Genomic DNA, 23,397 nt, shown 5'->3' on the forward strand with positions numbered 1-23,397 from the left:
CCCTGGAGCACTACATGGGACTTCTGGATGCAATGCTGGGCGGATCAGGCAACGGCTCGAACGCCGCCGGTGGCTTCGACGCGCAGCAGGTGATGGCGCTGGTGGCGCAGCTGCTGCAGCAATCGGGCGGCATCGAAGGCCTGCTGGCCAAGCTGCAGGCCGGCGGCCTGGGCGAGGCCGCGCAGTCCTGGGTGGGCACGGGCGCCAACCAGCCGGTGTCGGGCGAGCAGCTCGGCGGCGCACTGGGCCCCGACCTCATGGGCGCGCTGGGCGGCCTGCTCGGCGGCAACGGCCAGCAGGCCTCGTCGGTGCTGGCGCAGGTGCTGCCCGGGCTGATCGACCAGCTCACGCCGCAGGGCCGCGTGCCGGCGGCGGGTGAGGCCGGCAGCAACCCCCTGGACGCGCTCGGCGGCCTGCTGGGCGGCGGCGCCGCAGGGGGCGGTGGCCTGGGCGATCTGGGCGGCCTGCTCGGCGGCCTGATGCGGCGCTGAGGCGGCGCCGCCCGGGGCCGGCCAGAACCGAACCGGCCCCAGCGGGGCGCTCAGCCCCGCGCGGGCGCCAGGCGGTCCAGCCATTGCCGCAGGGTGTCGAACACCGCGGCGTTGTCGCGCTCGTTGAAGATCTCGTGGTACAGGCCGTCGAAGCGGCGCGCCACCACCATGGGGGCCGGCGCGGCGTTCGCGAAGGCCACGCTGCCGGCCGGGTCCACCAGGTGGTCGTCGCCCGCGAACATCAGCAGCGTGGGCACCGGCCAGCGCGGCGCCGCGGCGCGCACCAGGGGACCGTTGTCGTCGATGAACCGCGCCAGCCGCGCGCTGATGCGGTCGTGCACGCGCCGGTCGCGCTGGTAGGCCTTCACCACGGCCGGGTCGTGCGAGATCTTCTCCGCGTCCAGCCCATTGCCCAGGGTGGTGTCGGGCGACAGCCGCATCATCAGCCCGATCAACCAGCGCTTGAAGCCCGAGAGCCCGGCGTCCAGCGCGGGCGAGGAGAGCACCAGCGCGTCCACCCGGGCCATGCCGCGCTGCACGAAGGTGGCGCTGACCAGGCCGCCCATGCTGTGGCCGAGCAGGATCAGCGGGCAGGACCAGGGCTCGGCGATGTGGCGCCGCGTGTCGTCCACCATTTCGTGCAGGTCGTCGAGCAGGGCGTCGTCGTCGGGCAATACGCCGGGGGCGCCGCCCGAGTCGCCGTGGCCGCGCTGGTCGTAGGCGCGCACGAAGAAGCCCCATTCGTTGAGACGGTGCGCCAGGTCGTTGTAGCGCCAGGCGTGCTCGCCCAGGCCGTGCACGATGAGCACCACGCCGCGCGGGCGCACGCGCGAAGGCAGGGGCCAGTCGTAGAGCGCGAGGTTGAGTCCGTCGCGGGCGGTGAACGGGGCTTGCGTGGTGTCGCTCATCTCTTCATCGTCCGTCGGCGTTCGCCAAACACGCCGCGCACGGCGTGCGCAACCGAGGAATGCCACGGAACCGGCTGTGCCGAGCCGCAGGCATGGCCCCCTGGAGGGGGTCGCGCGAAGCGCGGCGGGGGTGTTCCATTTCAGGGCATGCGAGCGATGACCTGGGCCACGCTGGCGGTGAGCCGGCGCGCGTAGTCCAGGTGCAGGAACTCGTTGGGCCCGTGCGCGTTGCTCTTGGGGCCGAGCACGCCGCAGACCATCATCTGCGCCGTGGGGAAGCCCCGGCTGAGCAGGTTCATGAGCGGGATGGTGCCGCCCTGGCCGATGGTGCCGCAGGCGGCGCCGAAGTGCGCCTGCGAGGCGTCCTGCAGGGCGCGCTCGAACCAGTCGGTGGTGGGCGGCGCGTTCCAGCCACTGGCCGCGCCCTCGCCGGCGAAGGTGACCTTGGCCTGGTAGGGCGCGTTGTCTTCCAGCAGGGCCTTGAGCTCCTGCACGGCGGCGGCGGCGTCCACCAGCGGCGGCAGGCGCAGGCTCAGCTTGAAGGCGGTGTAGGGGCGCAGCACGTTGCCCGCGTCCTTGAGCGCGGGAAAGCCCTCGGCGCCGGTGACGCTCAGCGTGGGGCGCCAGGTGCGGTTGATCAGGGCCTCCACCGGGTCGGTGGTGGTGGGCAGGGCGAACAGGGTGCTGCCGCCGCAGTCGTGGTGGGCCCAGGGGAAGCGCTTGTAGATCTCGTCGCCCAGGATGGCGGCGGTGGCGCGCGCCTGCTCCAGCCGCTCGGCCGGCACCTCGCAGTGGAAGCTGGCGGGCAGCAGGCGGCCGGTGGCGCTGTCCTCCAGCCGGTCCAGCACCTGGCGCAGGATGCGAAAGCTCGAGGGCACCAGGCCCGAGGCGTCGCCCGAGTGGATGCCCTCGGTGAGGACCTCGACCTTGAGCACACCGGCGGCCATGCCGCGCAGGCTGGTGGTGAGCCAGAGCTGGTCGTAGTTACCGGCGCCGCTGTCCAGGCAGATCACCAGGCCCACGTCGCCCAGGCGCGGCCGCAGGGCGTCCACGTAGGGCAGCAGGTCGCCGGAGCCGCTTTCCTCGCAGGTCTCGATGATCCCCACGATGCGCGGATGCGCCGCGCCCTGCGCCTGAATGGCCTGGATCGCTGCCACGCTGGCGTAGACCGCGTAGCCGTCGTCGGCGCCACCGCGGCCATAGAGCTTGCCGTCGTCGATCTTGGGCGTCCAGGGGCCCAGGTCGCTGCGCCAGCCGGTGAACTCGGGCTGCTTGTCCAGGTGGCCATACATCAGCACGGTCTGGCCCGAGGCCGGGGCGGGGGTGCCGTCCTGGCCCGCGCTGGCCGGCAGCTCGAAGAACAGCACCGGCGTGCGCGGGCGGCCGTGCGCGTCGTTCAGGCGCACGATCTCCAGCGTGAGGCCGGGCACGCGCTGCGCGGCCACCCAGTCGGCGGCCGATTGCAGCACGCGCTCGAGCAGGCCGTGGGCGGCCCAGTCGGCGTCGAATGCGGGGGATTTGGCCGGGACGGCCACGTAGTCGAGCAGCGCGGGCACGATGCGATCGCGCCAGCTGGCATCGACATGGGATTGCAGGGCCGCCGCGTCGAGCGGCAGCGGCTGGGGCAGGCGGGCGTTCATGGCGATCTCCATCGGGATCGCCCCGGTGTGGGCACGCTGCCCCTCCCAGGTGAACCCTGGGGGGAGTATAGGCAGGAGCGGCGCCGCGCGACGTCGCCGCGCGGCCGTTTCCTCAAGCTGTGGTACGGAAGCGGCCGACCACCAGGGCGAGCTGCTCGGCCTGCTCCTTCAGGCTCTGAGCGGCGGCCGCGCTCTGCTCCACCAGCGCCGCGTTCTGCTGCGTCATCTGGTCGAGCTGGTTCACCGCCACGTTCACCTGGCCGATCCCCTCGCTCTGCTCCCCCGCCGCCGCCGTGATCTCCCCAATGATGTCGCTCACCCGCTGCACCGAGCCCACGATCTCGCTCATCGTCTGCCCCGCATCGGCCACCAGCCGCGAGCCCGCGTCCACTCGCTCCACGCTCGCCCCGATCAAGCCCTTGATCTCCTTGGCCGCCTCCGCGCTGCGCTGCGCCAGGTTCCTCACCTCGCCCGCCACCACCGCAAAGCCCCGCCCCTGCTCGCCCGCCCTGGCCGCCTCCACCGCCGCGTTGAGCGCCAGGATGTTCGTCTGGAACGCGATCCCGTCGATCACGCCAATGATGTCGTTGATCTTGCGCGAGCTGTGGTTGATCTCGTCCATCGTCGTGACCACCTGCGAGACCACCGAGCCCCCCCGCGCGGCCACCTCCGCCGCCGTCGCCGCCAGCTGGTTCGCCTGGCGCGCCGAGTCCGCGCTCTGGCGCACCGTGCCCGTCAGCTGCTCCATGCTCGCCGCCGTCTCCTGCAGGTTGCTCGCCGTCTGCTCCGTGCGCGCGCTCAGGTCCTGGTTGCCTCGCGCGATCTCGCTGCTCGCCACCTCGATGCCCTGGCTGGACTGGTGCACCTGACCCACCAGCGCGCGCATGGCGTTCTGCATGGTCGCCAGGGCGCCCACCAGGCTGTGCGGGTAGGCGCTCTCGGGCATGGTGCCGGTGAGGTCGCCGTCGGCGATGCGGTGCACGGCCTGGCGCGCGGCGGCCGGGTCACCGCCCAGCTCCTGGCGCAGGGTGCGCACCACCATGAAACCCAGGCCCACGGCCACCGCCACCGCCAGCAGGGCCAGCGACAGCGCGACCACGCGCGCGCGATCGGCGCTGGCGTTCACGGCCGAGTGCGTCTGTGCCGACAGCTCGCGCGAGGCCTTCACCTGCTCCAGCAGCGCGCCGCGCAGCTTGCGCCAGGCGGGCGTCTCTTCGGCATTGAGCGCCGCCACCGCCTCGGCGGCGCTGGTCTTGACCAGCGTCAGCACCTTGTCCTGCGCCTTCGCCTGCTCGGCGCGCAGCCCGGCCAGCGGCGCCAGCGCGGCCTGGGCCGGCGTGCCGCGCGCGGCCTCCAGCGTGCCCTTGTGCGCGGCGTCGAACGCCTCGCGCGCGGCCTCCAGGTTCTTGAAGGCCTGCGGGTTGTTCGGGTCGAGCACGATGTTGCGCAGCGCCTGGCCCATCTGCAGGCCCTGGGCGTACATCTCCTGCACACCGCTGGCCACGGCCTGTTCGGTGTTGATGTACCGGTCGAACTGCGACTGGGTCTGCGTGAGCGACCAGATGCTGCCGCCCAGGCCGGCCACGAACAGCACGGCCGGCGCCACGAAGGCCAGCACGAGGCGTTGGTTGAAGTTCATGGCGGGCCCCTTACGCCGCGACGCGGAACACCTGAACCGCGGCGGCCAGACGGCCGGCCTGCTCGCGCAGGCTTTCGGCCGCGGCCGCGCTCTGCTCCACCAGGGCCGCGTTCTGCTGCGTCATCTGGTCCAGCTGGCCCACGGCGGTGTTCACCTGACCGATGCCGTCGCTCTGCTCTTGCGCGGCCGTGGTGATGTCGGTGACGAAGGCCGAGATCTTCTGCGCGTTGTCCACGATCTCGCCAATGGTGCTGCCGGCCTGCGCCACGAGCTGCGTGCCGGTCTGCACCTTGTCCACGCTGTCGCCGATCAGGGACTTGATCTCTTTCGCCGCCTCGGCGCTGCGCTGCGCCAGGCTGCGCACCTCGGCCGCCACCACCGCGAAGCCGCGGCCCTGTTCGCCCGCGCGCGCCGCTTCCACGGCGGCGTTGAGCGCCAGGATGTTGGTCTGGAAGGCAATGCCGTCGATGACGCCGATGATGTCGCCGATCTTCTGGCTGCTGGATTGGATCTCCTGCATGGTGGTGACCACCTGGCCCACCACCTCGCCGCCGCGCGCGGCCACTTCGGCGTTGGCCGCCGCCATGGCGCTGGCCTGGCGCGCGGCGTCGGCGCTCTGGCGCACGGTGCCGCTGAGCTGCTCCATGCTGGCCGCCGTCTGCTGCAGGTTGCTGGCGGTCTGTTCGGTGCGCGAGCTCAGGTCTTGGTTGCCGGTGGCGATTTCCTGCGAGGCGGTGCCGATGCTGTCGCTGCTGAGGCGCACGTCACCGACGATGCGCGACAGCGAGGTCTGCATGCGGCCCAGCGAGCGCAGCAGCTCGGCGAGTTCGTCGCGGCCCGCGGCCTGCACCGGGCGCGTCAGATCGCCCTCGGCGATGGCGTCGGCCAGGTGGCGCGCCTGGTCCACGGGCGCGCAGATGCTGTGCATGTTGGCCAGGGTGGTGGGCACCACCACCAGCGCGGCCAGCGCCAGCGCGACGCCGAAGATCCACAGGGTCTGCTGGCTCGCCGCCTTGCCCCGCGCGCTCAGACCGGCCACGTCCTCGCCCATCACCTGCTCCACCTGGGTGAGCAGTTCCGACAGGGCCTTGTGCTGCTCGTGCGCGCGCCCGAGCATGCGGTTGGCGATGGTGGCCGTTTCATAGCCGCCGCTCTCCAGCTGATGCGACACCGGTTCGATCGCGGCCATGTAGGCCTTCAGGCGCTCCTGCGCCTGGGTCACCAGCGCGTCGCGCGAGGCGTCGCGGCCGGAGAGCAGGCTGTCCATGGTCACGGCCGTCTTGTCGGCTTCGGTCTTCCAGCGCGCCTTGGCCGCGACCACCAGGTCGGGCTTCTCGTAGGCAATGATCATGTCCTTCTCATGGCGCGTCATCGCGCCCATGGAGGCCTTGAGCTGCGAGAGCACGAGCGTTTCCTGATACGCGCGCTCGGTGAACTCGGTGGCCACATGCGAGAGGCGCCACATGCCCCAGAGGCCGGCGCCGCCGACGGCGCCCAGAAGGGCCAGCACCACGGCGATGGCGCCGATCATGCGCTGGCGCACGGTGAATTGCCGCATGAATGCTTGCATGTCTGTCTCTCCTTGGTCTTCTGGTTGTCTGGTCGGCCGCTTCAGTGCGCGAGGCGGAACACCTGCACCACTTCCGTCAGCCGGCCGGCCTGATCGCGCAGGCTCTGGGCGGCGGCCGCGCTCTGCTCCACCAGCGCCGCGTTCTGCTGCGTCATCTGGTCCAGCTGGTTCACCGCCACGTTCACCTGGCCGATCCCCTCGCTCTGCTCCCCCGCCGCCGCCGTGATCTCACCAATGATGTCGCTCACCCGCTGCACCGAGCCCACGATCTCGCTCATCGTCTGCCCCGCATCGGCCACCAGCCGCGAGCCCGCGTCCACTCGCTCCACGCTCGCCCCGATCAAACCCTTGATCTCCTTGGCCGCCTCCGCGCTGCGCTGCGCCAGGTTCCTCACCTCGCCCGCCACCACCGCAAAGCCCCGCCCCTGCTCGCCCGCCCTGGCCGCCTCCACCGCCGCGTTGAGCGCCAGGATGTTCGTCTGGAACGCGATCCCGTCGATCACGCCAATGATGTCGTTGATCTTGCGCGAGCTGTGGTTGATCTCGTCCATCGTCGTGACCACCTGCGAGACCACCGAGCCCCCCCGCGCGGCCACCTCCGCCGCCGTCGCCGCCAGCTGGTTCGCCTGGCGCGCCGAGTCCGCGCTCTGGCGCACCGTGCCCGTCAGCTGCTCCATGCTCGCCGCCGTCTCCTGCAGGTTGCTCGCCGTCTGCTCCGTGCGCGCGCTCAGGTCCTGGTTGCCCGTGGCGATTTCCTGCGAGGCGGTGTCGATGCTGTCGGTGGCGCTGCGCACCAGGCTCACGGTGCGCGTGAGCGAGGTCTTCATGTCGCCGAGCGCGCGCAGCAGATCGCCCAATTCGTCGGTGCGCTCGGTGCGCACGTCGCGCCGCAGGTCGCCCGCGGCCACCTCGCGCGTCACGTCCACGGCCTGGGCCAGGGGCTGCGTCACCGAGCGCGTGATGCGCCAGGCCAGCACCATGGCCAGCCCGCCGGCGGCCAGGGCCAGCAGCATCAGCAGGCCGATCTGGCGATTGACCGTGGCCTCGGACGCCGCCACGGCCTCGGCCACGGCGCGGTGCTGCAGCTCGAGCAGCTCGCGCTGCTTGGCGCCATAGGCGTCGGCCGCGGGCATGAGGCCACCGGTCAGCAGCTGCTGCGCGCCGGCGGCATCGCCGTTTTTGAGCGTGTCGAAATAGGTCTTGCGCACCGCCATGTAGGCCGCGCGGCGCTCGGCGATTTCCTTGAGCAGGGCCTTGCCCTGCTCGCTCTGGATCTCGGCCTCCAGCGTCTTCTGCACCACGCTGATGCGCTCGCTGACCTGGGACATCAGCGGCTTGAAGTAGCCGTCCACCGCCGGGTCGTTGCGCGAGGTGGCTACGGCCATCACGCGGTTGATGTTGATCTGCGTGCTCATGAGCCATTCCTGCGTGAGGGCGGCCCGCTTGTCCATCTCGATCACGCGCGCGGTGGCGGCCTGCGAGGTCTTCAAGCCGTACCAGGCCACGGCGGTCAGGCCCGCCAACAGCATCAGCACCAGGGCAAAGCCCAGGTACAGGCGGGGGCCGATCCGGAAACGGTTCACGATGTCCATCTTTCACTCACTCTCTGGGCGCGGAAACAGGGGGTCGCACGGCCCGGAGACCGTGCGGAGACCATCAGAAGCTCTCCCACTCGCCCTCGGCCGACGCGGCCGCGGGCGCCACCACTCGTGGCGCGGGACGGGGTTCGGCGGCCGGTTTGCTGCCGACGACGGGTTTGCTTTCGGTCGCGGGTTTGCTTTCGATCGCGGGCTTGCTTTCGGTCGCCGGTTGGCTCTCGGCCGTGGCGCGCGTGGGCACGGGGGCGGTGGGCTTGGCCACCGCCGGCGCCCGGACAGCCACCAGCGGCGCGGGGGCCGGCGCGGGCTGGGGCGCGGCGTCGTGCCCGATGCGGAACACCTGCACCACCTGGGCCAGGCGGTCGGCCTGCTCCTTCAGGCTCTGAGCGGCGGCCGCGCTCTGCTCCACCAGCGCCGCGTTCTGCTGCGTCATCTGGTCGAGCTGGTTCACCGCCACGTTCACCTGGCCGATCCCCTCGCTCTGCTCCCCCGCCGCCGCCGTGATCTCACCAATGATGTCGCTCACCCGCTGCACCGAGCCCACGATCTCGCTCATCGTCTGCCCCGCATCGGCCACCAGCCGCGAGCCCGCGTCCACTCGCTCCACGCTCGCCCCGATCAAGCCCTTGATCTCCTTGGCCGCCTCCGCGCTGCGCTGCGCCAGGTTCCTCACCTCGCCCGCCACCACCGCAAAGCCTCGGCCCTGCTCGCCCGCCCTGGCCGCCTCCACCGCCGCGTTGAGCGCCAGAATGTTCGTCTGGAACGCGATCCCGTCGATCACACCAATGATGTCGTTGATCTTGCGCGAGCTGTGGTTGATCTCGTCCATCGTCGTGACCACCTGCGAGACCACCGAGCCCCCCCGCGCGGCCACCTCCGCCGCCGTCGCCGCCAGCTGGTTCGCCTGGCGCGCCGAGTCCGCGCTCTGGCGCACCGTGCCCGTCAGCTGCTCCATGCTCGCCGCCGTCTCCTGCAGGTTGCTCGCCGTCTGCTCCGTGCGCGCACTCAGGTCCTGGTTGCCCGTGGCGATTTCCCGCGAAGCGGTGTTGATGCTGTCCGCCGCCGTGCGCAGCTGGCGCATCATGTCCAGGAAGCGCTGGCGCATGGCCTCGACCTCGGTCACCAGCGTGCCGAGCTCGTCGCGCCGCGTGGTGTGGAAGGCCTGCGTGAGGTCGCCCTGGGACACGGTGGTCACGGCGTTGGTGAGCTCGCGCAGCGGCGCGCTCACGCTGCGGCGGATCAGCACGAACAGTCCGCCGCCGAGCAGCAGGGTCGTGAGCAGCAACAGGCCCCAGAACAGGTACATCATGCGCCAGTGCGAGGCCATGGCCTCGTCGTCGGACACCTCGGCGATGACCCACCAGCCGCTGGCGCTGGTGTCTCGCTTGACCGCCCAGGGCCGGGCGATCTGCGGGTTCAGCAGGGCGCTGGCGTGGCGCACGAACACGTCCTGACCCGCGCGCATTTCGTCCAGCATGGGGCCGGCCTCGGGGTTCACCTCCAGCACCTTCTTGCCCGCCAGCGCGGGCGGCGAGACGAACAAGGCCTCGGCATTGGCCGCGCGCGGATCGATGATCAGCGTGCCCCCCGACTGGAAGTAGGTGGCGTCGGTCACGAGCTTGTCCAGCGAGGCCTGGAAGTCGCGGATGTCGAAACCGATGAACAGGATGCCGACCACCTGGCCGGCGGCGTCCTTCACGGGCTCGTAGTGCGCCATGTAGGCGGTGCCGAAAAGCACGTCGCGGCCTGTGAAGGGCTTGCCCTGCAGCATCAGCGGGTACGCCGGGTGGTTGCGCGCCAGCGTGGTGCCGACGGCACGTTCACCGTTCTCCTTCTTCTGCGAGGTGCTGATCCGCTCGAAGTCGTCGCCCTTGCGCATGAAGATGGTGGCCACGCCGCCGTTGGCCAGGTGGAAGGAGTCGGCCTCGCTGTGGTCGCCGTTGAGCAGCATGCCCCAGCTCTTGAGCATGCCGTTGGCGACGTCGAGCTCGAAATGCTCGGCGAATTTCTTGCGATAGGGCTGGTAGGCCCGCTCGGTCATCATGCGCGCCGTCGCGTCGAAGGCGTCGACCGAGTCGGCCAGGGCCGCGGCTTTGTCGCCGGCGGCGTCGGCCAGGCGCGTGCGCGAATTGCCTTCGACCACGAAGGCCAAACTGATGCTGATGATGGCCAGCGTACCAGCCAGCAGCGCCACGGCCTGCAGGGACAGGCGGCGTGCCACCGAGGCGCCGCTCTTGCTCTCTTGGGTGTTCTTGGCGGGGAACATGGTCTGGTGTCTCCTTCCACGGGATGGCCTCGAGGGCCGGAGTCGGGCTTACTGCAGCGACTGGGCGCCTTCGATCAGGCCCATGTCGGCGCTGGACATGAGGGCCTCGATGTCCATGAGGATCAGCATGCGTTCGCCCACGCTGGCGATGCCGGTGATGAAGCTGGTGTCGACCGAGGCGCTCATCTCGGGCGCCGGCTTGATCAGGTCGCCAGCGAGCTCCAGCACGTCGGACACCGAATCGACCACGGCGCCGACCACGCGGCCGCGCACGTTGAGCACGATGACCACGGTGAAGCCGTTGTATTCGACCTTCTCGCAGCCCAGCTTGATGCGCAGGTCCACCACCGGCACGATCACGCCGCGCAGGTTGACCACGCCCTTGATGAAGCTCGGCGCGTTGGCGATGCGCGTGGGCTCCTCGTAGGAACGGATTTCCTGTACGCGCAGGATGTCGATGCCGTACTCCTCCGCGCCCAGGCGGAAGGTCAGGAACTCCGCGCTGGCGGCGGCCTGGGCGGCGGAGCGCGCGCCGTCTTCGCGGGCGATGTGGGTGGCTTCGTTGCGCATGTCCATGGCTGGCTGTCCTCTTGCAAGAAAGGAATGGGAATAGGGGTGAAGGGACTATCGGCCGAGGCGGCGTGGTCTGAAGTCGGAAAAAGGACGACAAACCCGGGCCTATCGGGCAGCGGTGCGGCGACCTGGCGTCTATCTGAGTACCAAAGCATTCGGCGGATCGCCCTGGCGGCCACCGGGGCGCGCGGCCTCTGCTAACTTCCGGCCATGCCCACCCACCTCGACCCCACCCCCGCCATCGACAGCGACCACCCGGCGATCCGTGCGTTTGCGCACGAACACGCGCGCGGCGACTCGGTGCGCGAACGTTCGGTGGCGCTGTACCTGGCCGTGCGCGACCGGGTCCGCTACGACCCCTACCGCATCGACCTCTCGCCCGCCGGCATGCGCGCCAGCACCACGCTGGGCCTGGGGTATGGCTGGTGCGTACCCAAGGCGGTGCTGATGGCGGCCGTGGCGCGCGCCGCCGGCATCCCGGCCCGGCTGGGCTTCGCCGACGTCAAGAACCACATGAGCACCGAGAAACTGCGCCGCACCATGGGCAGCGACGTCTTCGTGTGGCACGGCTACACCGAACTCTGGATCGACGGCGCCTGGCGCAAGGCCACGCCGGCCTTCAACCTGTCCCTGTGCGAGAAGTTCGGCCTGCTGCCGCTGGAATTCGACGGCGTGCACGACTCTCTGTACCACCCCTATGACCGGGCCGGCCAACGCCACATGGAGTATGTGAACGAGCGCGGCAGCTTCGACGACCTGCCGCTGGAGCGCATCACCGCCGACTTCGCGGTGATCTACCCGGGCTTCGGCCAGGCCGCGCCCGAAGGCGACTTCGCCGAGGACGCGGCGCGCGAGAACGCCGCGCCCTGAGGCCGCCCTTTACTTGGAGAAGCGGAACACCGCGGTGCTGGCCATCAGGTTGGGCAACACGCGTACCTCGCGGCCTTCGTGCAGGCCGAAGCCATCCTCCACCGTGAGGCCGTTGCGCCGCGCCAGCACCTCGAAGTCGGCGTAGGTGCCGACGCGGATGTTGGGCGTGTCGTACCACTGGTAAGGCAGGCGCTTGGTCACCGGCATGCGGCCCTGCAGCACGGCCAGGCGGTTGGGCCAGTGCGCGAAGTTGGGAAAGGCCACCACGCCGATGCGGCCCACGCGCGCGGTCTCGCGCAGCATGGTCTCGGCGTTGCGCAGGTGCTGCAGGGTGTCGATCTGCAGGACCACGTCGAAAGCGTTGTCGCCGAACATGGTCAGGCCCTCTTCGAGGTTGAGCTGCAGCACGTTGACGCCGCGCTGCAGGCAGGCCTGCACCTCGGCGTCGTCGATCTCCACGCCGTAGCCCGTGCAGCCGCGCGTGGCCTGCAGGTGGGCCAGCATGGCGCCGTCGCCGCAACCCAGGTCGAGCACGCGCGAGCCCGGGGGCACCAAGCGTGCGATGGAGTGAAGCACATGGCGTTCGGTCATGGCGAAACCTCCGCGCCGGGCGCCGCGGCGTGAGCGCCGTCGGGTGGCCGGGCGGCGCCCACCGCGCCCCCACCAACGGTGTGCTGGAAAAAGCTGCGAACGGCCGCGTGGTAGCGCGGGTCGTCGAGCAGGAAGGCGTCGTGGCCGTGCGGCGCGTCGATCTCGCAGTAGCTGACCTCGCGGCGGTTGTCGAGCAGGGCCTTGACGATCTCGCGGCTGCGCGCGGGGGAGAAGCGCCAGTCGGTGCTGAAACTCACGAGCAGGAACTTGGCCTGCGCGCGCGCCAGCGCGGCCGCCAGCCGGCCACCGTGTTCGCGCGCGGGGTCGAAGTAGTCGAGCGCGCGCGTGATGAGCAGGTAGGTGTTGGCGTCGAAGTACTCGCTGAACTTGTCACCCTGGTAGCGCAGGTAGCTCTCGATCTGGAACTCCACGTCCTGGGTCGTGTAGCGGTAGGCCAACTCGGCCACGCCTGCCGGGTCCTCGCCGTCGGCGGCGCGCAGCGCACGGCCGAACTTCTCGTTCATCACGTCGTCGCTGAGGTAGGTGATGTGGCCGATCATGCGGGCGATGCGCAGGCCGCGGCGCGGCAGGGTGCCGTGGCGCTGGTAGTGGCCGCCATGGAAATCCGGGTCGGTCACGATGGCGCGGCGCGCCACCTCGTTGAACGCGATGTTCTCGGCCGTGAGGTTGGGCGCGCTGGCCACCACCACGGCGTGGCGCACGCGCTGCGGGTGCTGCAGCGTCCAGGCCAGGGCCTGCATGCCACCCAGGCTGCCCCCCATCACGGCGGCCAGGGTGTCGATGCCCATGGCGTCGAGCAGGCGGGCCTGCGCCTCCACCCAGTCCTCCACCGTGACGACGGGAAAGTCCGCGCCCCAGGCCTGGCCGGTGGCCGGGTTGGTGTGCGTGGGCCCGGTGGAGCCGAAACACGAGCCCAGGTTGTTGACGCCGATGACGAAAAAGCGGTCGGTATCTACGGGTTTACCCGGACCAATCATGTTGTTCCACCAGCCCTCGCTGCGCGCGAGCGGCTGGCCGCTGGCGTCGGCGTGCCAGCCGGCGACGTGGTGCGAGGCGTTCAGCGCGTGGCAGACCAGCACGGCATTGGACTTGTCGGCGTTGAGGCTGCCGTAGGTCTCGACCACCAGCTCGTAGGCCGGCAGCACGGCCCCGCTGCGCAGGGCAAGCGGCTGGTCGAAGCGGTAGGTGACGGGGGTGACGATCAAGCTCGTTCCCTGCTCGCGCAGGGCCTGGAAACAGAAAACCCGGTGAGCCAAAAGGCAGACCGGGCATCTCCGAGCTCCCTTTAGCGGCATTTGTTGAGCGCCCGCAATCCGGATCAAATCGGCGCTGGGCGGCAGTATACGCGCCCGGCATGTTGTAACCACGCATCGGCAGGGGGTTTGACTTGCATCCTCCGGAAATTTGTCACCGACTTTCCGACGATCGGCGCATAATGCCTTGGCGTGCCGCCAGATCGGCCGCATGTCAAGTGATCGGTTGGTTTCGTGCGCTGCATTCCTGTGCCGGACGACGGGGCTCCATCGCTTCTTACCTTGTGTTTTAGGAGTCCCTCGAATGGGCAACAAACTTTATGTCGGCAACCTGCCGTACACGGTGCGCGACGAAGACCTGCAACAGGCCTTCTCGGCTTACGGTGCTGTCAACAGCGCCAAAGTCATGATGGAGCGCGAGACCGGCCGCTCCAAGGGCTTCGGCTTTGTCGAGATGGGCAGCGACGCTGAGGCGCAGTCGGCCATCCAGGGCATGAACGGCCAGTCGCTCGGTGGCCGCAGCCTGGTGGTCAACGAAGCGCGCCCGATGGAGCCGCGTCCCCCGCGCAGCGGTGGCGGCGGCTTCGGCGGCGGCCGTCGCGAAGGCGGCTTCGGTGGTGGCGGCCAAGACGGCGGCTTCCGCAGCCCCTACGGCGGTGGTGGTCGTCGCGACGGCGGCGGTGGCCGCGGCGGCTACTGATCCCCGAGCGAGCGAACCCCGCTCACCGGCAAACCCCGCGACGACCTCGCGGGGTTTTTGTTTTTCAGCGCCCTTCGCCCGCGCGGTGCTTGCGCGGGCGACCCTGCAAGGCGCGGTCGAACCAGGCGTTGGGCAGCAGGCGCAGCAGCTTGGCGAGCACGCCCATCTGCCAGGGAATGACGCGGTAGCTGACGCCCTCGGCGATGGCCCGAAAAGCGCGCTCGGCGAAGGCCTCGGGCGTCATGAGAAAGGGCATGGGGTAGCGGTTCTCGCGCGTGAGCGGCGTGTCCACGTAGCCGGGCAGCAGGGTCACCACCGCCACCCCGCTGCCGCGCAGCTCGCCGCGCAGGCTCTCGCAGTAGCTCACGACGGCGGCTTTGCTGCCGCAGTAGGCGCCGTGCCCCGGCAGGCCGCGGATGGCGGCCACGCTGGCGATGCCCACGAGCGCCCCGCTGCCGCGCGCGCGCATGGCCCGCACGAAGGGGTGGAAGGTGGCGGCCATGCCCACGTTGTTGGTGGCGAAGGTGCGGCTCAGCACGTCCAGGTCGTCGCGCTCGCCGGTGTCCATGCCCACGCTGATACCGGCGTTGGCGATCACCACGTCCGGCAGGCCCTGTGCCGCCAGACAGGCCTGGCCGGCGGCCACGATGCTGTCGGTCTGCGCGACGTCGGCGCCGTAGACGCGGCAACGCTCGGCCCCGTATCCCTGGGCGTCGGCCCAGGCCTGCAATTCGGCGGTGCGGCGCGCCACCAGGGCGAGGCGGTAGCCGGCCCGGGCGAAGCGCGCGGCCAGCGCCTGGCCGATGCCGCTCGAGGCGCCGGTGATGAAGACCAGGGGAGCGGCGTTGGCGGGCGTCATGGCGGGGTCCGGGGCAGGAGCTGGACGCGCACGCGCCCGCGGAAGTCGGCGATCTGCTGATCGCCGCGGTAGTCCAGGGTCTGCGCGGTGATGCGGTCGCCGTTGCGCAGCAGCTCGACCGGGTGGTCCGAGGTCACGCGCTCGACCGGCTCGAGCTCCACGCGCAGGAAGTCGCCGCGAAACTCCAGTCGCGGCAGGGGATCGCCGGCCTGGGACTTGCCCCCTTCGCGCACCACCACCGCGTCGCCCTCCAGCACGAAGACGGTGTTGTCGGCGTTCGTGGTCACGCGGTGCGCGGTGGCGCGCATCACGGCGCCCGACTCGGCCAGGTTGCGGATGCGCGCGTTGTCGATCTCCACCCGGTCGTCGTCGGGATGGTGGCGGGCTTCATCGCCCACCACCTCGGCCCGCAGCTGGCCGGCCAGGTCGAAGGACTTCACCGAGAAGCGGCGCATGAAGTAGTCGGGCTCGCCGCTCACCGGCCGCTCGGGCTGCGGCTCGGGCGCGGGGGGCGTGGCGCGCAGCAACCAGTACGAGGCCAGCGCCAGCAGGCCCATGAGCATGATGGGCAGGTAGATGGACAGCCGGTCCCACCACGGTGCGGGGCGCCGGCGCGGCGCGGGCGGCGCGCTGCGGTCCAGGCCCGGGATGAGGTCAAAATCGTCGTCGGCGCTCACCGGGCGGCGGCCTCGAGCTCGGCCGCGTAGGCGCCACGCGCCATGAGCAGCAGGTCGCAGAACTCGCGCGCGGCGCCTTCACCGGCGGCGCGGCGCGTGACGTGATGGGCGATCGCGCGCACCTCGTCGTGCGCGGCCGGTGGCGCGGCGGCCAGGGCGGCGCGCCGCAGCAGGGGCAGATCGGGCCAGTCGTCGCCCATGGCAGCGGCGGCCTCCCAGCCCAGGCCCAGCTCGGCCAGGATGGATTCGGCGGCGGGCGCCTTGTCTTCGGTGCCCAAGCGCAAGTGGGTGACGCCGAGCGCGGACAGGCGCTGGCGCAGGGGTTTGCCGTCGCGCCCGCTGACCACGGCGGGCGTGATGCCGTGGCGTTGCAGCAGCTTCAGGCCGTGGCCGTCGAGCGTGTGGAAGCGCTTGAGCGTTTCGCCCGATTCGCCGAAGTACAGGCCACCATCGGTGAGCACGCCGTCGACGTCGAAGAAGGCCACGCGCACGGGCTGGGCGCGCAACAGCAGCTCGGGGGAAAACAGCAACACCGGCGCCATCAGATCACCTTCGCGCGCATGAGGTCGTTGCTGTTGAGCGCGCCGACGAGGCAGCCGGCCTCGTCCACCACCAGCAGGCTGGTGATGCTGTGCGCCTCCATGAGTTCGGCGGCCTCCACCGCCAGGGCGTCCTCGCGCACGGTGCGCGGTCCGGCGTGCATGACCTCGCGCGCGCTGAGCGCGCGCAGGTCGGCACCGCTGCCCGCGCGCTCGATCAGGCGGCGCAGGTCGCCGTCGGTGAAGACGCCGACGGCGCGCTCGCCGTCGACGATGGCGCTCATGCCCAGGCCCTTGGCGCTGATCTCGCGCATGAGGTCCATCAGCGGCGCCTCAGGCACCACGCGCGGCACGGCTTCGCCTCGGCGCATCACGTCGCCCACGTGCGTGAGCAGCTTGCGGCCCAGCGCGCCGCCCGGGTGCGAGCGCGCGAAGTCGTCGGCGCGAAAGCCGCGCGCGTCGAGCAGCGAGACCGCCAGCGCATCGCCCAGCGCGAGCTGGGCCGTGGTACTGGCCGTGGGCGCGAGGTTGTGCGGGCAGGCTTCCTTGTCGACCGAGGTGTCGAGCACCACGTCGGCGTGGCGCCCCAGCGTGGACGCCGCGCGGCCGGTGAGCGCCACCAGCGGCACGCCCATGCGCTTGATCAGCGGCAGGATGGCGGTGAGCTCCTCGCTCTCGCCGCTGTTGCTGATCGCCAGCACCAGGTCGTGGGCGGTGATCATGCCCAGGTCGCCATGGCTGGCCTCGGCGGGGTGCACGAACATGGCGGGCGTGCCGGTGGAGGCCAGGGTGGCGGCGATCTTGCGACCGATGTGGCCGCTTTTGCCCATGCCCATCACGACCACGCGGCCGGTGCAGGCGAACATGCGCCGCACGGCATCGGCGAAGCGGTCGTCGACGCGCCCGGCCAGGGCCGCGACGGCGGAGGCCTCGATGGCCAGGGTGTCGCGCGCGAGGCGCTGGGCGCGTTCGGGGTCGACGGCGGGGGCGGCGGGCATCGAGGGATTATCGCGTCGTCCTCGATAATCCCCGGCATGGACACCGCCGCCTACCTGCGTTCGCACATCCGCACCGTGCCCGACTGGCCCGCCCCGGGCGTGATGTTTCGCGACATCACCCCGCTGCTGCAAGACCCCAAGGTGTTTCGCGTGCTCATCGACACCTTCGTGCACCGCTACATGGACCCGGCCCTGCGCCCGACCGTGGTGGCGGGCCTGGACGCGCGCGGCTTCATCATCGGCTCGGTGCTGGCCTACGAGCTGGGCGTGGGCTTCGTGCCCATCCGCAAGAAGGGCAAGCTGCCCTTCAACACGGTGGAAGAGACCTACGAGCTGGAATACGGCAGCGCCACGGTGGAGCTGCACACCGACGCCGTGAAAGCCGGCGACCGCGTGCTGCTGATCGACGACCTGATCGCCACCGGCGGCACCATGATGGCCGGCCGCCGCCTGCTGGAGAAGCTGGGCGCCGAGGTGACCGAGGGCGCGGCCATCGTCGACCTGCCGGAACTGGGCGGCTCGGCCAAGCTGCGCGACAGCGGCCTGGCGCTGTTCACGCTGATCGACTTCGCCGGGCACTGAGCGGCGACCCGGGCCGCTCGGTGCGGCTCAGAGCTTGCCGTGCTGCGTGTCGCTGAGCGCGGCGAAGTCGCTCACCGCCTCGGGCGTGGGCATGGGCAGCTGGGGCTCCTTGGGGTGCCGCATGGTCGCGGCGGGCAGGGACGTGATGGCCTCGCGGAAGGCGCGCACCTCGTCCTCGCTCACGGCCTGCGCGGGCGCGCGGCTGGCGGACACGCTGGGGCGCGGGATGGAGGTGTCCGGCGCCTCGCGGCGCGTCTGCGCCGGCACCGCCGCGCGCAGCGCCTGCCCCACCTGCTCGGGCGTGGCCTTGCGGCGCCAGTACACGCCGCGCACGTCCATCACGTGCCGGCTCTTGGCGCTTTGCTGGATCCAGCGCTCGATTTCGAGCAGAAATTCGTCGGGCATGGCCTGGGCCGGCAGCGCCAGGTCCACCAGTGCGATGAAGGTGTCGCCGTTGGCGTCGAGGTTGAGCACCTTGAACGAGTAGCTGGTGGACAGCACGCCGCCCCGGATGAGCGATTCGCGCACCACCCCGAACAGCTGCTCGCGCCGCAGCAGGCGCCGGCCCCGCCGCGGCGAAATCAGTGGCATGGTGGTTTCGCGAAAGGCGTGGCGCGCGCGCGCGAAAGCGCCTTTGCCCGAAAACGGTTTGCGGGCCGACAACCAGTTCAGAAACGACATGTTGAGGGTGGAGATCACGTGGCGACGGGTTCGAGGAAGGTACGGGGCCGGAACACCAGGGAGCGGTCAGCAGCCATCGAGTGCCTCAGGTCACGGCCACGCGCTTGGGTTTGTTGTACATGCGCCGCGCCAGCACGGCCGACATGGCCACGGTCAGTTCCAGGGCGATCTGCGGGTGCCGCACGCTCAGCTCGCGAAAGCGCAGCGGCGTGAGGCACCAGAGCCGGCAGTCGCTGCCCGCGTTGACGGTGGCGCTGCGCGGCAGGTGACTGAAGAAGGCGCCTTCGCCCAGCAGCGAGCCCGCGCCCACCACGGCGATGCGCACGCGCTCTTTCGCGTCCTCGTAGTGCACGGTGAGGGTGCCGCTCTCGACGAAGTAGACGGTGCGGTCCTTCACGCCCTGTTCGATGAGCACCTGGCCCTGCTGCAAGGCCACCGGCTGCATGTAGTTGGCCAGCGTCACCCAGTGCGCGTCGCTCAGGTTCAAGGGCACCGCGTCCAGGGCACTGCTGTGGCGCATGGCCTGCGCCAGGTGCTGGATGTCGAAGCGCGCGGGGGCGGCGGTGGGGGCACTCATGCGCGAAGTGAACCGCAGCGCGGCGCCCGGCGCAACACCGGCGTAACCCATCCTTACAGATCGGTTCCCAGCGGCGCGGCACAACCCGTGAACGGTGGCACGGAAAGCTATTTGCCGATGCAAAAACGCGAAAAGATGACGCCCAGCAGATCGTCGGCCGTGAACTCGCCGGTGATTTCGCCCAGCGCCTGTTGCGCGAGGCGCAGCTCCTCGGCGAGCAGATCGAGCTGCGCGGCGGCCTCGCGCAGGCGCGCATCGGCCTGCTCCAGGTGCCCGTCGACGCGCGCGAGCGCCTGCAGGTGCCGCTCGCGCGCCATGAAGAGGCCGTCGCCGCCGGGCTGCCAGCCCGCGAGCCGCAGCAGGCGCTGGCGCAGCGCGTCCAGTCCCGTGCCGCGCTTGGCGGACAGGGCGATGTCATCGGGGCCCTGCGGCGCGCCGCCGGCCTGGTCGAGCTTGTTCCACACGTGCAGCACGGGCACGCCGGCGGGCAGGCCGCGCGCGATGTTGGCGTCGGCGTAGCGGTAGCGCGGCTCGCCCCAGCGCGTGAGGTCGTGCAGGAACAGCACCGCATCGGCGCCCCGGATGCGCTGCCAGGCGCGCTCGATGCCGATGCGCTCGACCTCGTCCACCTCGGGGCTGTCGCGCAGGCCGGCGGTGTCGGTCACGTGCAGGGGCACGCCCTCGATCTGGATGGTCTGCTGCACCACGTCGCGCGTGGTGCCCGCGATCGGCGTGACGATGGCCAGCTCGGCCCCCGCCAGCGCGTTGAGCAGCGAGCTCTTGCCCGCATTGGGCTGGCCAGCGATCACCACCTGCAGGCCGTCGCGCAGCAGGGCGCCCTGGCGCGCCTCGGCGCGCAGCACGGCCAGCGCCTCGCGCAGGCGATCGAGCTGGCCCTGGGCGTCGGCCTTCTGCAGGAAGTCGATGTCTTCCTCGGGAAAGTCCAGCGTCGCCTCGACCAGCATGCGCAGATTCGTGAGCGCCTCCTGCAGGGTGTGCACACGCCGCGAGAACGCGCCGTCCAGCGAACGCGCGGCGCTGCGCGCGGCGGCCTCGGTGCTGGCGTCGATCAGATCGGCCACGGCCTCGGCCTGCGCGAGATCGAGCTTGTCGTTGAGGAAGGCGCGCTCGGTGAACTCACCCGCGCGCGCCAGCCGCAGGCCGGGCAGGGCGGTGGCTGCCACTTCCAGACAACGTGCCAGCAGCAACTGCAGCACCACGGGGCCACCATGGCCCTGCAGTTCGAGCACGTCTTCGCCGGTGTACGAGTGGGGCGCGGGGAACCACAAGGAGAGCCCGTGGTCGATGGGCTGGCCGTCGGCCCCGCGCCAGGGCCCGTAGGTGGCCTCGCGCGGCTTCAGGTCGCGCCCGAGCAGCGCGCGCACGAAGGGCGCCAGCCCCTTGCCCGAGACCCGCACGATGCCCACGCCGCCCCGGCCGGGGGCCGTGGCGATGGCGGCGATGGGATCGGCGTGGTGCGGGAGCATGAAAAAGCGGTGGTGCGCCACCCCCTCACCGAGGGACACCGCGGAACCGGCTTCGCCGGGCCGCAAGTGTCGTCCCCCTGCATGGGGGAAGCCGCGCAGCGGCGCAGGGGCTTACTTGAACTTCGGCAGGTTGAACTTCAGCGGCACACCCATGCGGCGGTTGATGTGCGCCTGCTGCGCGATCGTCAGTACGTTGTTCGTGATCCAGTAGAGCACCAGGCCCGACGGGAAGAAGAAGAACATCACCGAGAACACCAGCGGCATCATCCACATCAGCTTGGCCTGCAGCGGGTCGGGCGGCAGCGGATTCAGCGCCGTCTGCACCATGGTGGTGATGGCCATCACCAGCGGCAAGATGTAGAACGGGTCGGGCGAGGACAGGTCGTGGATCCAGCCGATGAAGGGGGCGTTGCGCATCTCCACGCTGGACAGCAGCACCCAGTAGAGCGCGATGAACACGGGGATCTGGATCAGGATGGGGAAGCAGCCGCCCAGGGGATTGACCTTCTCCTCGCGGTAGATCTTCATCATCTCCTGCTGCATCTGCTGCGGGTTGCTCTTGAGGCGCTCGCGCATTTCCATGATGCGCGGGTTGATCGCCTTCATCTTGGCCATGCTGCGGTAGGCGCTGGCGTTGAGCCAGTAGAACGCCGCCTTGATCAGCACCACCAGCAGCACGATGGCCCAGCCCCAGTTGCCCACGAACCCGTGGATCTTCTCGAGCAGCCAGTACAGCGGCTTGGCCAGGATGGTGAGCCAGCCGTAGTCCTTGACCAGTTCCAGGCCGGGGGCCAGGGTCTCGAGCTTCTTCTCGTCCTGCGGGCCCACGAACAGACGCGCCTGCACGGTCTGCGACTGGCCCGGCGCGATGGCCGGCAGCGAGGCCAGGCTGCCCACGGAGTAGAGGTTGTCGGCCACCTGGCGCACGAAGTTCTCGCGCGCCACGCCGGCGTCGAGCAGCCAGGCGGTGGCGAAGTAGTGCTGCACCATGGCCACGTAGCCGTCGGTGGCGTTCTTCACGTAGGTGGCCTTGTCGCCCGCCACGTTCTTGAACTCGATCTTCTGGAACTTGTGCTCCGTCGTGTACACGGCGGGGCCGGTGAAGGTCGAGTAGAAGGGCGTCTGGCTTTCCACGGTGCTGCCGTCGCGCACCAGCTGGCGGTAGAGCTGCGGGCTGACCGGCGCACCGCCGACGTTGCGCACCTCATGCTGCACGCCGATGTCGTAGTGGCCGCGCTTGAGCGTGTAGGTGGTGATCAGTTGCACGCCGCCCACCTCGGCCGATTCGTAGCGCACCTGCAGCGAATCCTGGCCGTCAGCCAGGGCCGTGGGCGCGCCACCCACCAGCGCCATCGGCGTCTTGTGGGTGGGGAAGTTGCCACCCACCAGGCCGCTCTGCGCCACGTAGGTGCGTTGGGCGGTCTGCGACAGCAGGGTGAAGGGCGTCTTGATGTCGCGGTCGGCCCCACCGGAGGCCTGCGCGTGCTTGAGCAGCTGCGCACCCACCAGGGCGCCGCCTTCGCTGCTGAAGCTCAGACGCAGGACGTCGGTGGTGACCTCGTGGCGCGTGGCCGCGGCCGGCGCGCTGGCTTCGGCGCCCGGCACCGCGCTGGCGCCGGCCGAGGCCGGATTGCTCGAGGCGCTGGGCAGCGACGCGTCGGCCTTCGGCGCGGGCGCGCCCTGGGCGGGCGCGGTCACGGCCGGCGGCGTGCTGCTGGGAAAGAACGTGGCGGGCTTGCCGTTGTGGATCTGCCATTTGTCCCAGATGAGGACCATGGCGAAACCGAACACCACCCACAGGATGGAGCGACGAATGTCATTCATGACGCGTTCTTGTTTTCGGGGTTTCGGGGAAGCAGGCGCGTGAACAGGCCGTCGGGCCGCTCGGCGGGCACCGGGTCGTGGCCGCCCTCGCACCAGGGGTGGCAGCGCGCCAGCCGGCCCAGCGTGAGCCGGCTGCCCGTGAGCGCACCGTGGCGCCGCAGCGCGTCCAGCGCGTAGGCGGAGCAGGTGGGTTCAAAGCGGCAGCCGCTGCCCAGCCAGGGACTGAGCAGCAGCCGGTAGCCCTGCACGAGGGCGATCAGCGCGCGGCGGGGCAGGTCACGCCACATGGCCGCGGGGCGGGTTGGGCGCGGACGCGCGCGACCACAGGCTGATCAGCTCGGCGCGCACGGCGCTGCGCAGCGCGTCGGATCGGGCGCTGATGAAGCGTTTCGGATCGAAGGCTCCGCGCAGGCGCACCACATGCGCGGCCACGGGCAAACCCGCCGCCGCTGGCGCGGTGGCGTAGATCTGGCGGCGGATGGTGTTGCGGGTGACCGCCCGGCGGGCCCAGCGCTTGGGAATCAGCACGCCGAGCCAGGGGTCGGCGACAGGAAACAGCGCGGCCTGAACCTCGGCCTCGTCGAGAACGAGGCGGTGGAGGGCGAAATGGGGGGTCTTGGCCACCGGGGCGCTGGCCAGCACAGCCTGGAACTGGGGCCGGGTCCGCAGCCGCTGGATCACCGGCGGGCGAGGCTGAACCGACTCAGACCGACAGGCGCTTGCGGCCCTTGGCGCGGCGGGCGTTGATGACCGCTCGGCCGCCGCGCGTCTTCATGCGCACGAGGAAGCCGTGGGTGCGGGCGCGGCGGATCTTGGAGGGTTGATAGGTGCGTTTCATGATGAGGGCTCTGAAATCGGGGAAACCCGCAATTATCGCCAGAAACCCCCCTTCGCGGCAAGCCAATGCGGATAGCCCTGTATCCGGCCGGCGCGGCGTCGGGCGCCCTGAGATCGCCCGGTGGCGCTTGTGGATAACTGCCGCGCGTGCCTACAATGCGCGCCCTGGGGCCACGCCCCTTGTCCACAACTACAAACCGTCTCCCGTCTTCCCGA

General features: G+C 70.7%; 24 protein-coding genes. 4 read left to right on the plus strand and 20 right to left on the minus strand.

All coding sequences use genetic code 11. The annotated features are described in order from the left end of the window. Window positions 1–14 precede the first annotated feature (14 nt). Window positions 15–491, plus strand: coding sequence for a YidB family protein (locus tag JNX00_RS22180; protein ID WP_070399712.1), 477 nt, complete (start codon window positions 15–17; stop codon window positions 489–491). Window positions 492–541: 50 nt separating this feature from the next. On the opposite strand, the gene JNX00_RS22185 is transcribed toward JNX00_RS22180, so the two are convergent. The 7 genes from JNX00_RS22185 to JNX00_RS22215 all read right to left on the minus strand — a co-directional run bounded on the left by JNX00_RS22185 (window position 542) and on the right by JNX00_RS22215 (window position 10,688). Next, window positions 542–1,399, minus strand: coding sequence for an alpha/beta hydrolase (locus JNX00_RS22185; protein ID WP_204743722.1), 858 nt, complete (start codon window positions 1,397–1,399; stop codon window positions 542–544). A gap of 140 nt (window positions 1,400–1,539) precedes the next feature. Then, window positions 1,540–3,039, minus strand: coding sequence for a M20 family metallopeptidase (locus JNX00_RS22190; protein ID WP_204743723.1), 1,500 nt, complete (start codon window positions 3,037–3,039; stop codon window positions 1,540–1,542). A 112-nt stretch (window positions 3,040–3,151) separates the two neighbouring features. Further along, the gene (locus JNX00_RS22195; protein WP_070399709.1) at window positions 3,152–4,678 is read right to left on the minus strand and encodes a methyl-accepting chemotaxis protein; all 1,527 of its coding nucleotides are present in this window, start codon (window positions 4,676–4,678) and stop codon (window positions 3,152–3,154) included. A gap of 10 nt (window positions 4,679–4,688) precedes the next feature. After that, window positions 4,689–6,248 (minus strand): methyl-accepting chemotaxis protein, encoded by a 1,560-nt coding sequence (locus JNX00_RS22200; protein WP_070399708.1) that lies wholly within the window; start codon window positions 6,246–6,248, stop codon window positions 4,689–4,691. Between the two features lie 41 nt (window positions 6,249–6,289). Beyond that, entirely contained in the window at window positions 6,290–7,840 is a 1,551-nt protein-coding gene (locus JNX00_RS22555) for a methyl-accepting chemotaxis protein (RefSeq protein WP_204743724.1), read from the minus strand. A 64-nt stretch (window positions 7,841–7,904) separates the two neighbouring features. Then, window positions 7,905–10,112, minus strand: coding sequence for a methyl-accepting chemotaxis protein (locus tag JNX00_RS22210; RefSeq protein WP_204743725.1), 2,208 nt, complete (start codon window positions 10,110–10,112; stop codon window positions 7,905–7,907). A 48-nt stretch (window positions 10,113–10,160) separates the two neighbouring features. Beyond that, window positions 10,161–10,688 (minus strand): chemotaxis protein CheW, encoded by a 528-nt coding sequence (locus tag JNX00_RS22215; protein ID WP_070399706.1) that lies wholly within the window; start codon window positions 10,686–10,688, stop codon window positions 10,161–10,163. Window positions 10,689–10,895: 207 nt separating this feature from the next. Here JNX00_RS22215 and JNX00_RS22220 point away from each other — a divergent pair, with 207 nt between their 5' ends. Beyond that, window positions 10,896–11,555 carry a transglutaminase family protein gene (locus JNX00_RS22220; RefSeq protein ID WP_204743726.1) on the plus strand — a complete coding sequence of 220 codons (660 nt, stop codon included), beginning with the start codon at window positions 10,896–10,898 and terminating at the stop codon, window positions 11,553–11,555. 9 nt (window positions 11,556–11,564) lie between these two features. On the opposite strand, the gene metW is transcribed toward JNX00_RS22220, so the two are convergent. Both metW and JNX00_RS22230 read right to left on the minus strand, forming a co-directional pair. Beyond that, entirely contained in the window at window positions 11,565–12,146 is a 582-nt protein-coding gene (metW, locus tag JNX00_RS22225; protein ID WP_070399704.1) for a methionine biosynthesis protein MetW, read from the minus strand. Next, complete coding sequence (locus JNX00_RS22230; protein WP_239478356.1) at window positions 12,143–13,393, minus strand: homoserine O-acetyltransferase; 1,251 nt, start codon at window positions 13,391–13,393, stop codon at window positions 12,143–12,145. Before JNX00_RS22230 ends, metW begins: the two co-directional genes overlap by 4 nt. 331 nt (window positions 13,394–13,724) lie before the next feature. On the opposite strand from JNX00_RS22230, the gene JNX00_RS22235 reads away from it, so the two are divergent. Then, entirely contained in the window at window positions 13,725–14,120 is a 396-nt protein-coding gene (locus JNX00_RS22235) for an RNA-binding protein (RefSeq protein ID WP_070399703.1), read from the plus strand. Between the two features lie 64 nt (window positions 14,121–14,184). On the opposite strand, the gene JNX00_RS22240 is transcribed toward JNX00_RS22235, so the two are convergent. Genes JNX00_RS22240 through JNX00_RS22255 form a run of 4 tightly spaced genes read right to left on the minus strand, consistent with a single transcriptional unit; the run spans window position 14,185 to window position 17,193 of the window. Next, window positions 14,185–14,979: an SDR family oxidoreductase gene (locus tag JNX00_RS22240; protein WP_070399702.1), complete on the minus strand. Its 795-nt coding sequence runs from the start codon at window positions 14,977–14,979 to the stop codon at window positions 14,185–14,187. Continuing rightward, entirely contained in the window at window positions 14,976–15,656 is a 681-nt protein-coding gene (lptC, locus tag JNX00_RS22245) for an LPS export ABC transporter periplasmic protein LptC (RefSeq protein ID WP_239478211.1), read from the minus strand. The genes JNX00_RS22240 and lptC overlap by 4 nt, the downstream gene beginning before the upstream one ends. Further along, window positions 15,653–16,198 (minus strand): HAD hydrolase family protein, encoded by a 546-nt coding sequence (locus tag JNX00_RS22250; protein ID WP_070399701.1) that lies wholly within the window; start codon window positions 16,196–16,198, stop codon window positions 15,653–15,655. Before JNX00_RS22250 ends, lptC begins: the two co-directional genes overlap by 4 nt. After that, window positions 16,198–17,193, minus strand: a complete 996-nt coding sequence (locus JNX00_RS22255; RefSeq protein ID WP_204743727.1) for a KpsF/GutQ family sugar-phosphate isomerase — start codon at window positions 17,191–17,193, stop codon at window positions 16,198–16,200. The genes JNX00_RS22250 and JNX00_RS22255 overlap by 1 nt, the downstream gene beginning before the upstream one ends. 36 nt (window positions 17,194–17,229) lie before the next feature. On the opposite strand from JNX00_RS22255, the gene JNX00_RS22260 reads away from it, so the two are divergent. After that, window positions 17,230–17,775, plus strand: coding sequence for an adenine phosphoribosyltransferase (locus JNX00_RS22260; protein ID WP_070399699.1), 546 nt, complete (start codon window positions 17,230–17,232; stop codon window positions 17,773–17,775). A 27-nt stretch (window positions 17,776–17,802) separates the two neighbouring features. Here the strand turns inward: JNX00_RS22260 and JNX00_RS22265 are convergent, their stop codons facing one another. The 7 genes from JNX00_RS22265 to rpmH all read right to left on the minus strand — a co-directional run bounded on the left by JNX00_RS22265 (window position 17,803) and on the right by rpmH (window position 23,182). Next, window positions 17,803–18,366: a hypothetical protein gene (locus JNX00_RS22265; RefSeq protein WP_204743728.1), complete on the minus strand. Its 564-nt coding sequence runs from the start codon at window positions 18,364–18,366 to the stop codon at window positions 17,803–17,805. Window positions 18,367–18,541: 175 nt separating this feature from the next. Beyond that, complete coding sequence (locus JNX00_RS22270) at window positions 18,542–19,033, minus strand: cyclic nucleotide-binding domain-containing protein (protein ID WP_070399863.1); 492 nt, start codon at window positions 19,031–19,033, stop codon at window positions 18,542–18,544. A gap of 107 nt (window positions 19,034–19,140) precedes the next feature. Next, window positions 19,141–20,520, minus strand: coding sequence for a tRNA uridine-5-carboxymethylaminomethyl(34) synthesis GTPase MnmE (mnmE, locus tag JNX00_RS22275; RefSeq protein ID WP_204743729.1), 1,380 nt, complete (start codon window positions 20,518–20,520; stop codon window positions 19,141–19,143). A 111-nt stretch (window positions 20,521–20,631) separates the two neighbouring features. Beyond that, complete coding sequence (gene yidC / locus JNX00_RS22280) at window positions 20,632–22,344, minus strand: membrane protein insertase YidC (protein WP_070399697.1); 1,713 nt, start codon at window positions 22,342–22,344, stop codon at window positions 20,632–20,634. Further along, the gene (gene yidD, locus JNX00_RS22285; protein ID WP_239478212.1) at window positions 22,341–22,631 is read right to left on the minus strand and encodes a membrane protein insertion efficiency factor YidD; all 291 of its coding nucleotides are present in this window, start codon (window positions 22,629–22,631) and stop codon (window positions 22,341–22,343) included. Before yidD ends, yidC begins: the two co-directional genes overlap by 4 nt. Beyond that, the gene (locus JNX00_RS22290) at window positions 22,621–23,022 is read right to left on the minus strand and encodes a ribonuclease P protein component (RefSeq protein WP_070399861.1); all 402 of its coding nucleotides are present in this window, start codon (window positions 23,020–23,022) and stop codon (window positions 22,621–22,623) included. The genes yidD and JNX00_RS22290 overlap by 11 nt, the downstream gene beginning before the upstream one ends. 25 nt (window positions 23,023–23,047) lie before the next feature. Continuing rightward, window positions 23,048–23,182: a 50S ribosomal protein L34 gene (rpmH, locus tag JNX00_RS22295; RefSeq protein ID WP_070399696.1), complete on the minus strand. Its 135-nt coding sequence runs from the start codon at window positions 23,180–23,182 to the stop codon at window positions 23,048–23,050. Between the last annotated feature and the right edge of the window lie 215 nt (window positions 23,183–23,397).

The sequence above is a fragment of the Hydrogenophaga sp. YM1 genome, assembly GCF_016903055.1.
GTDB classification, from domain to species: domain Bacteria; phylum Pseudomonadota; class Gammaproteobacteria; order Burkholderiales; family Burkholderiaceae_C; genus Hydrogenophaga; species Hydrogenophaga borbori.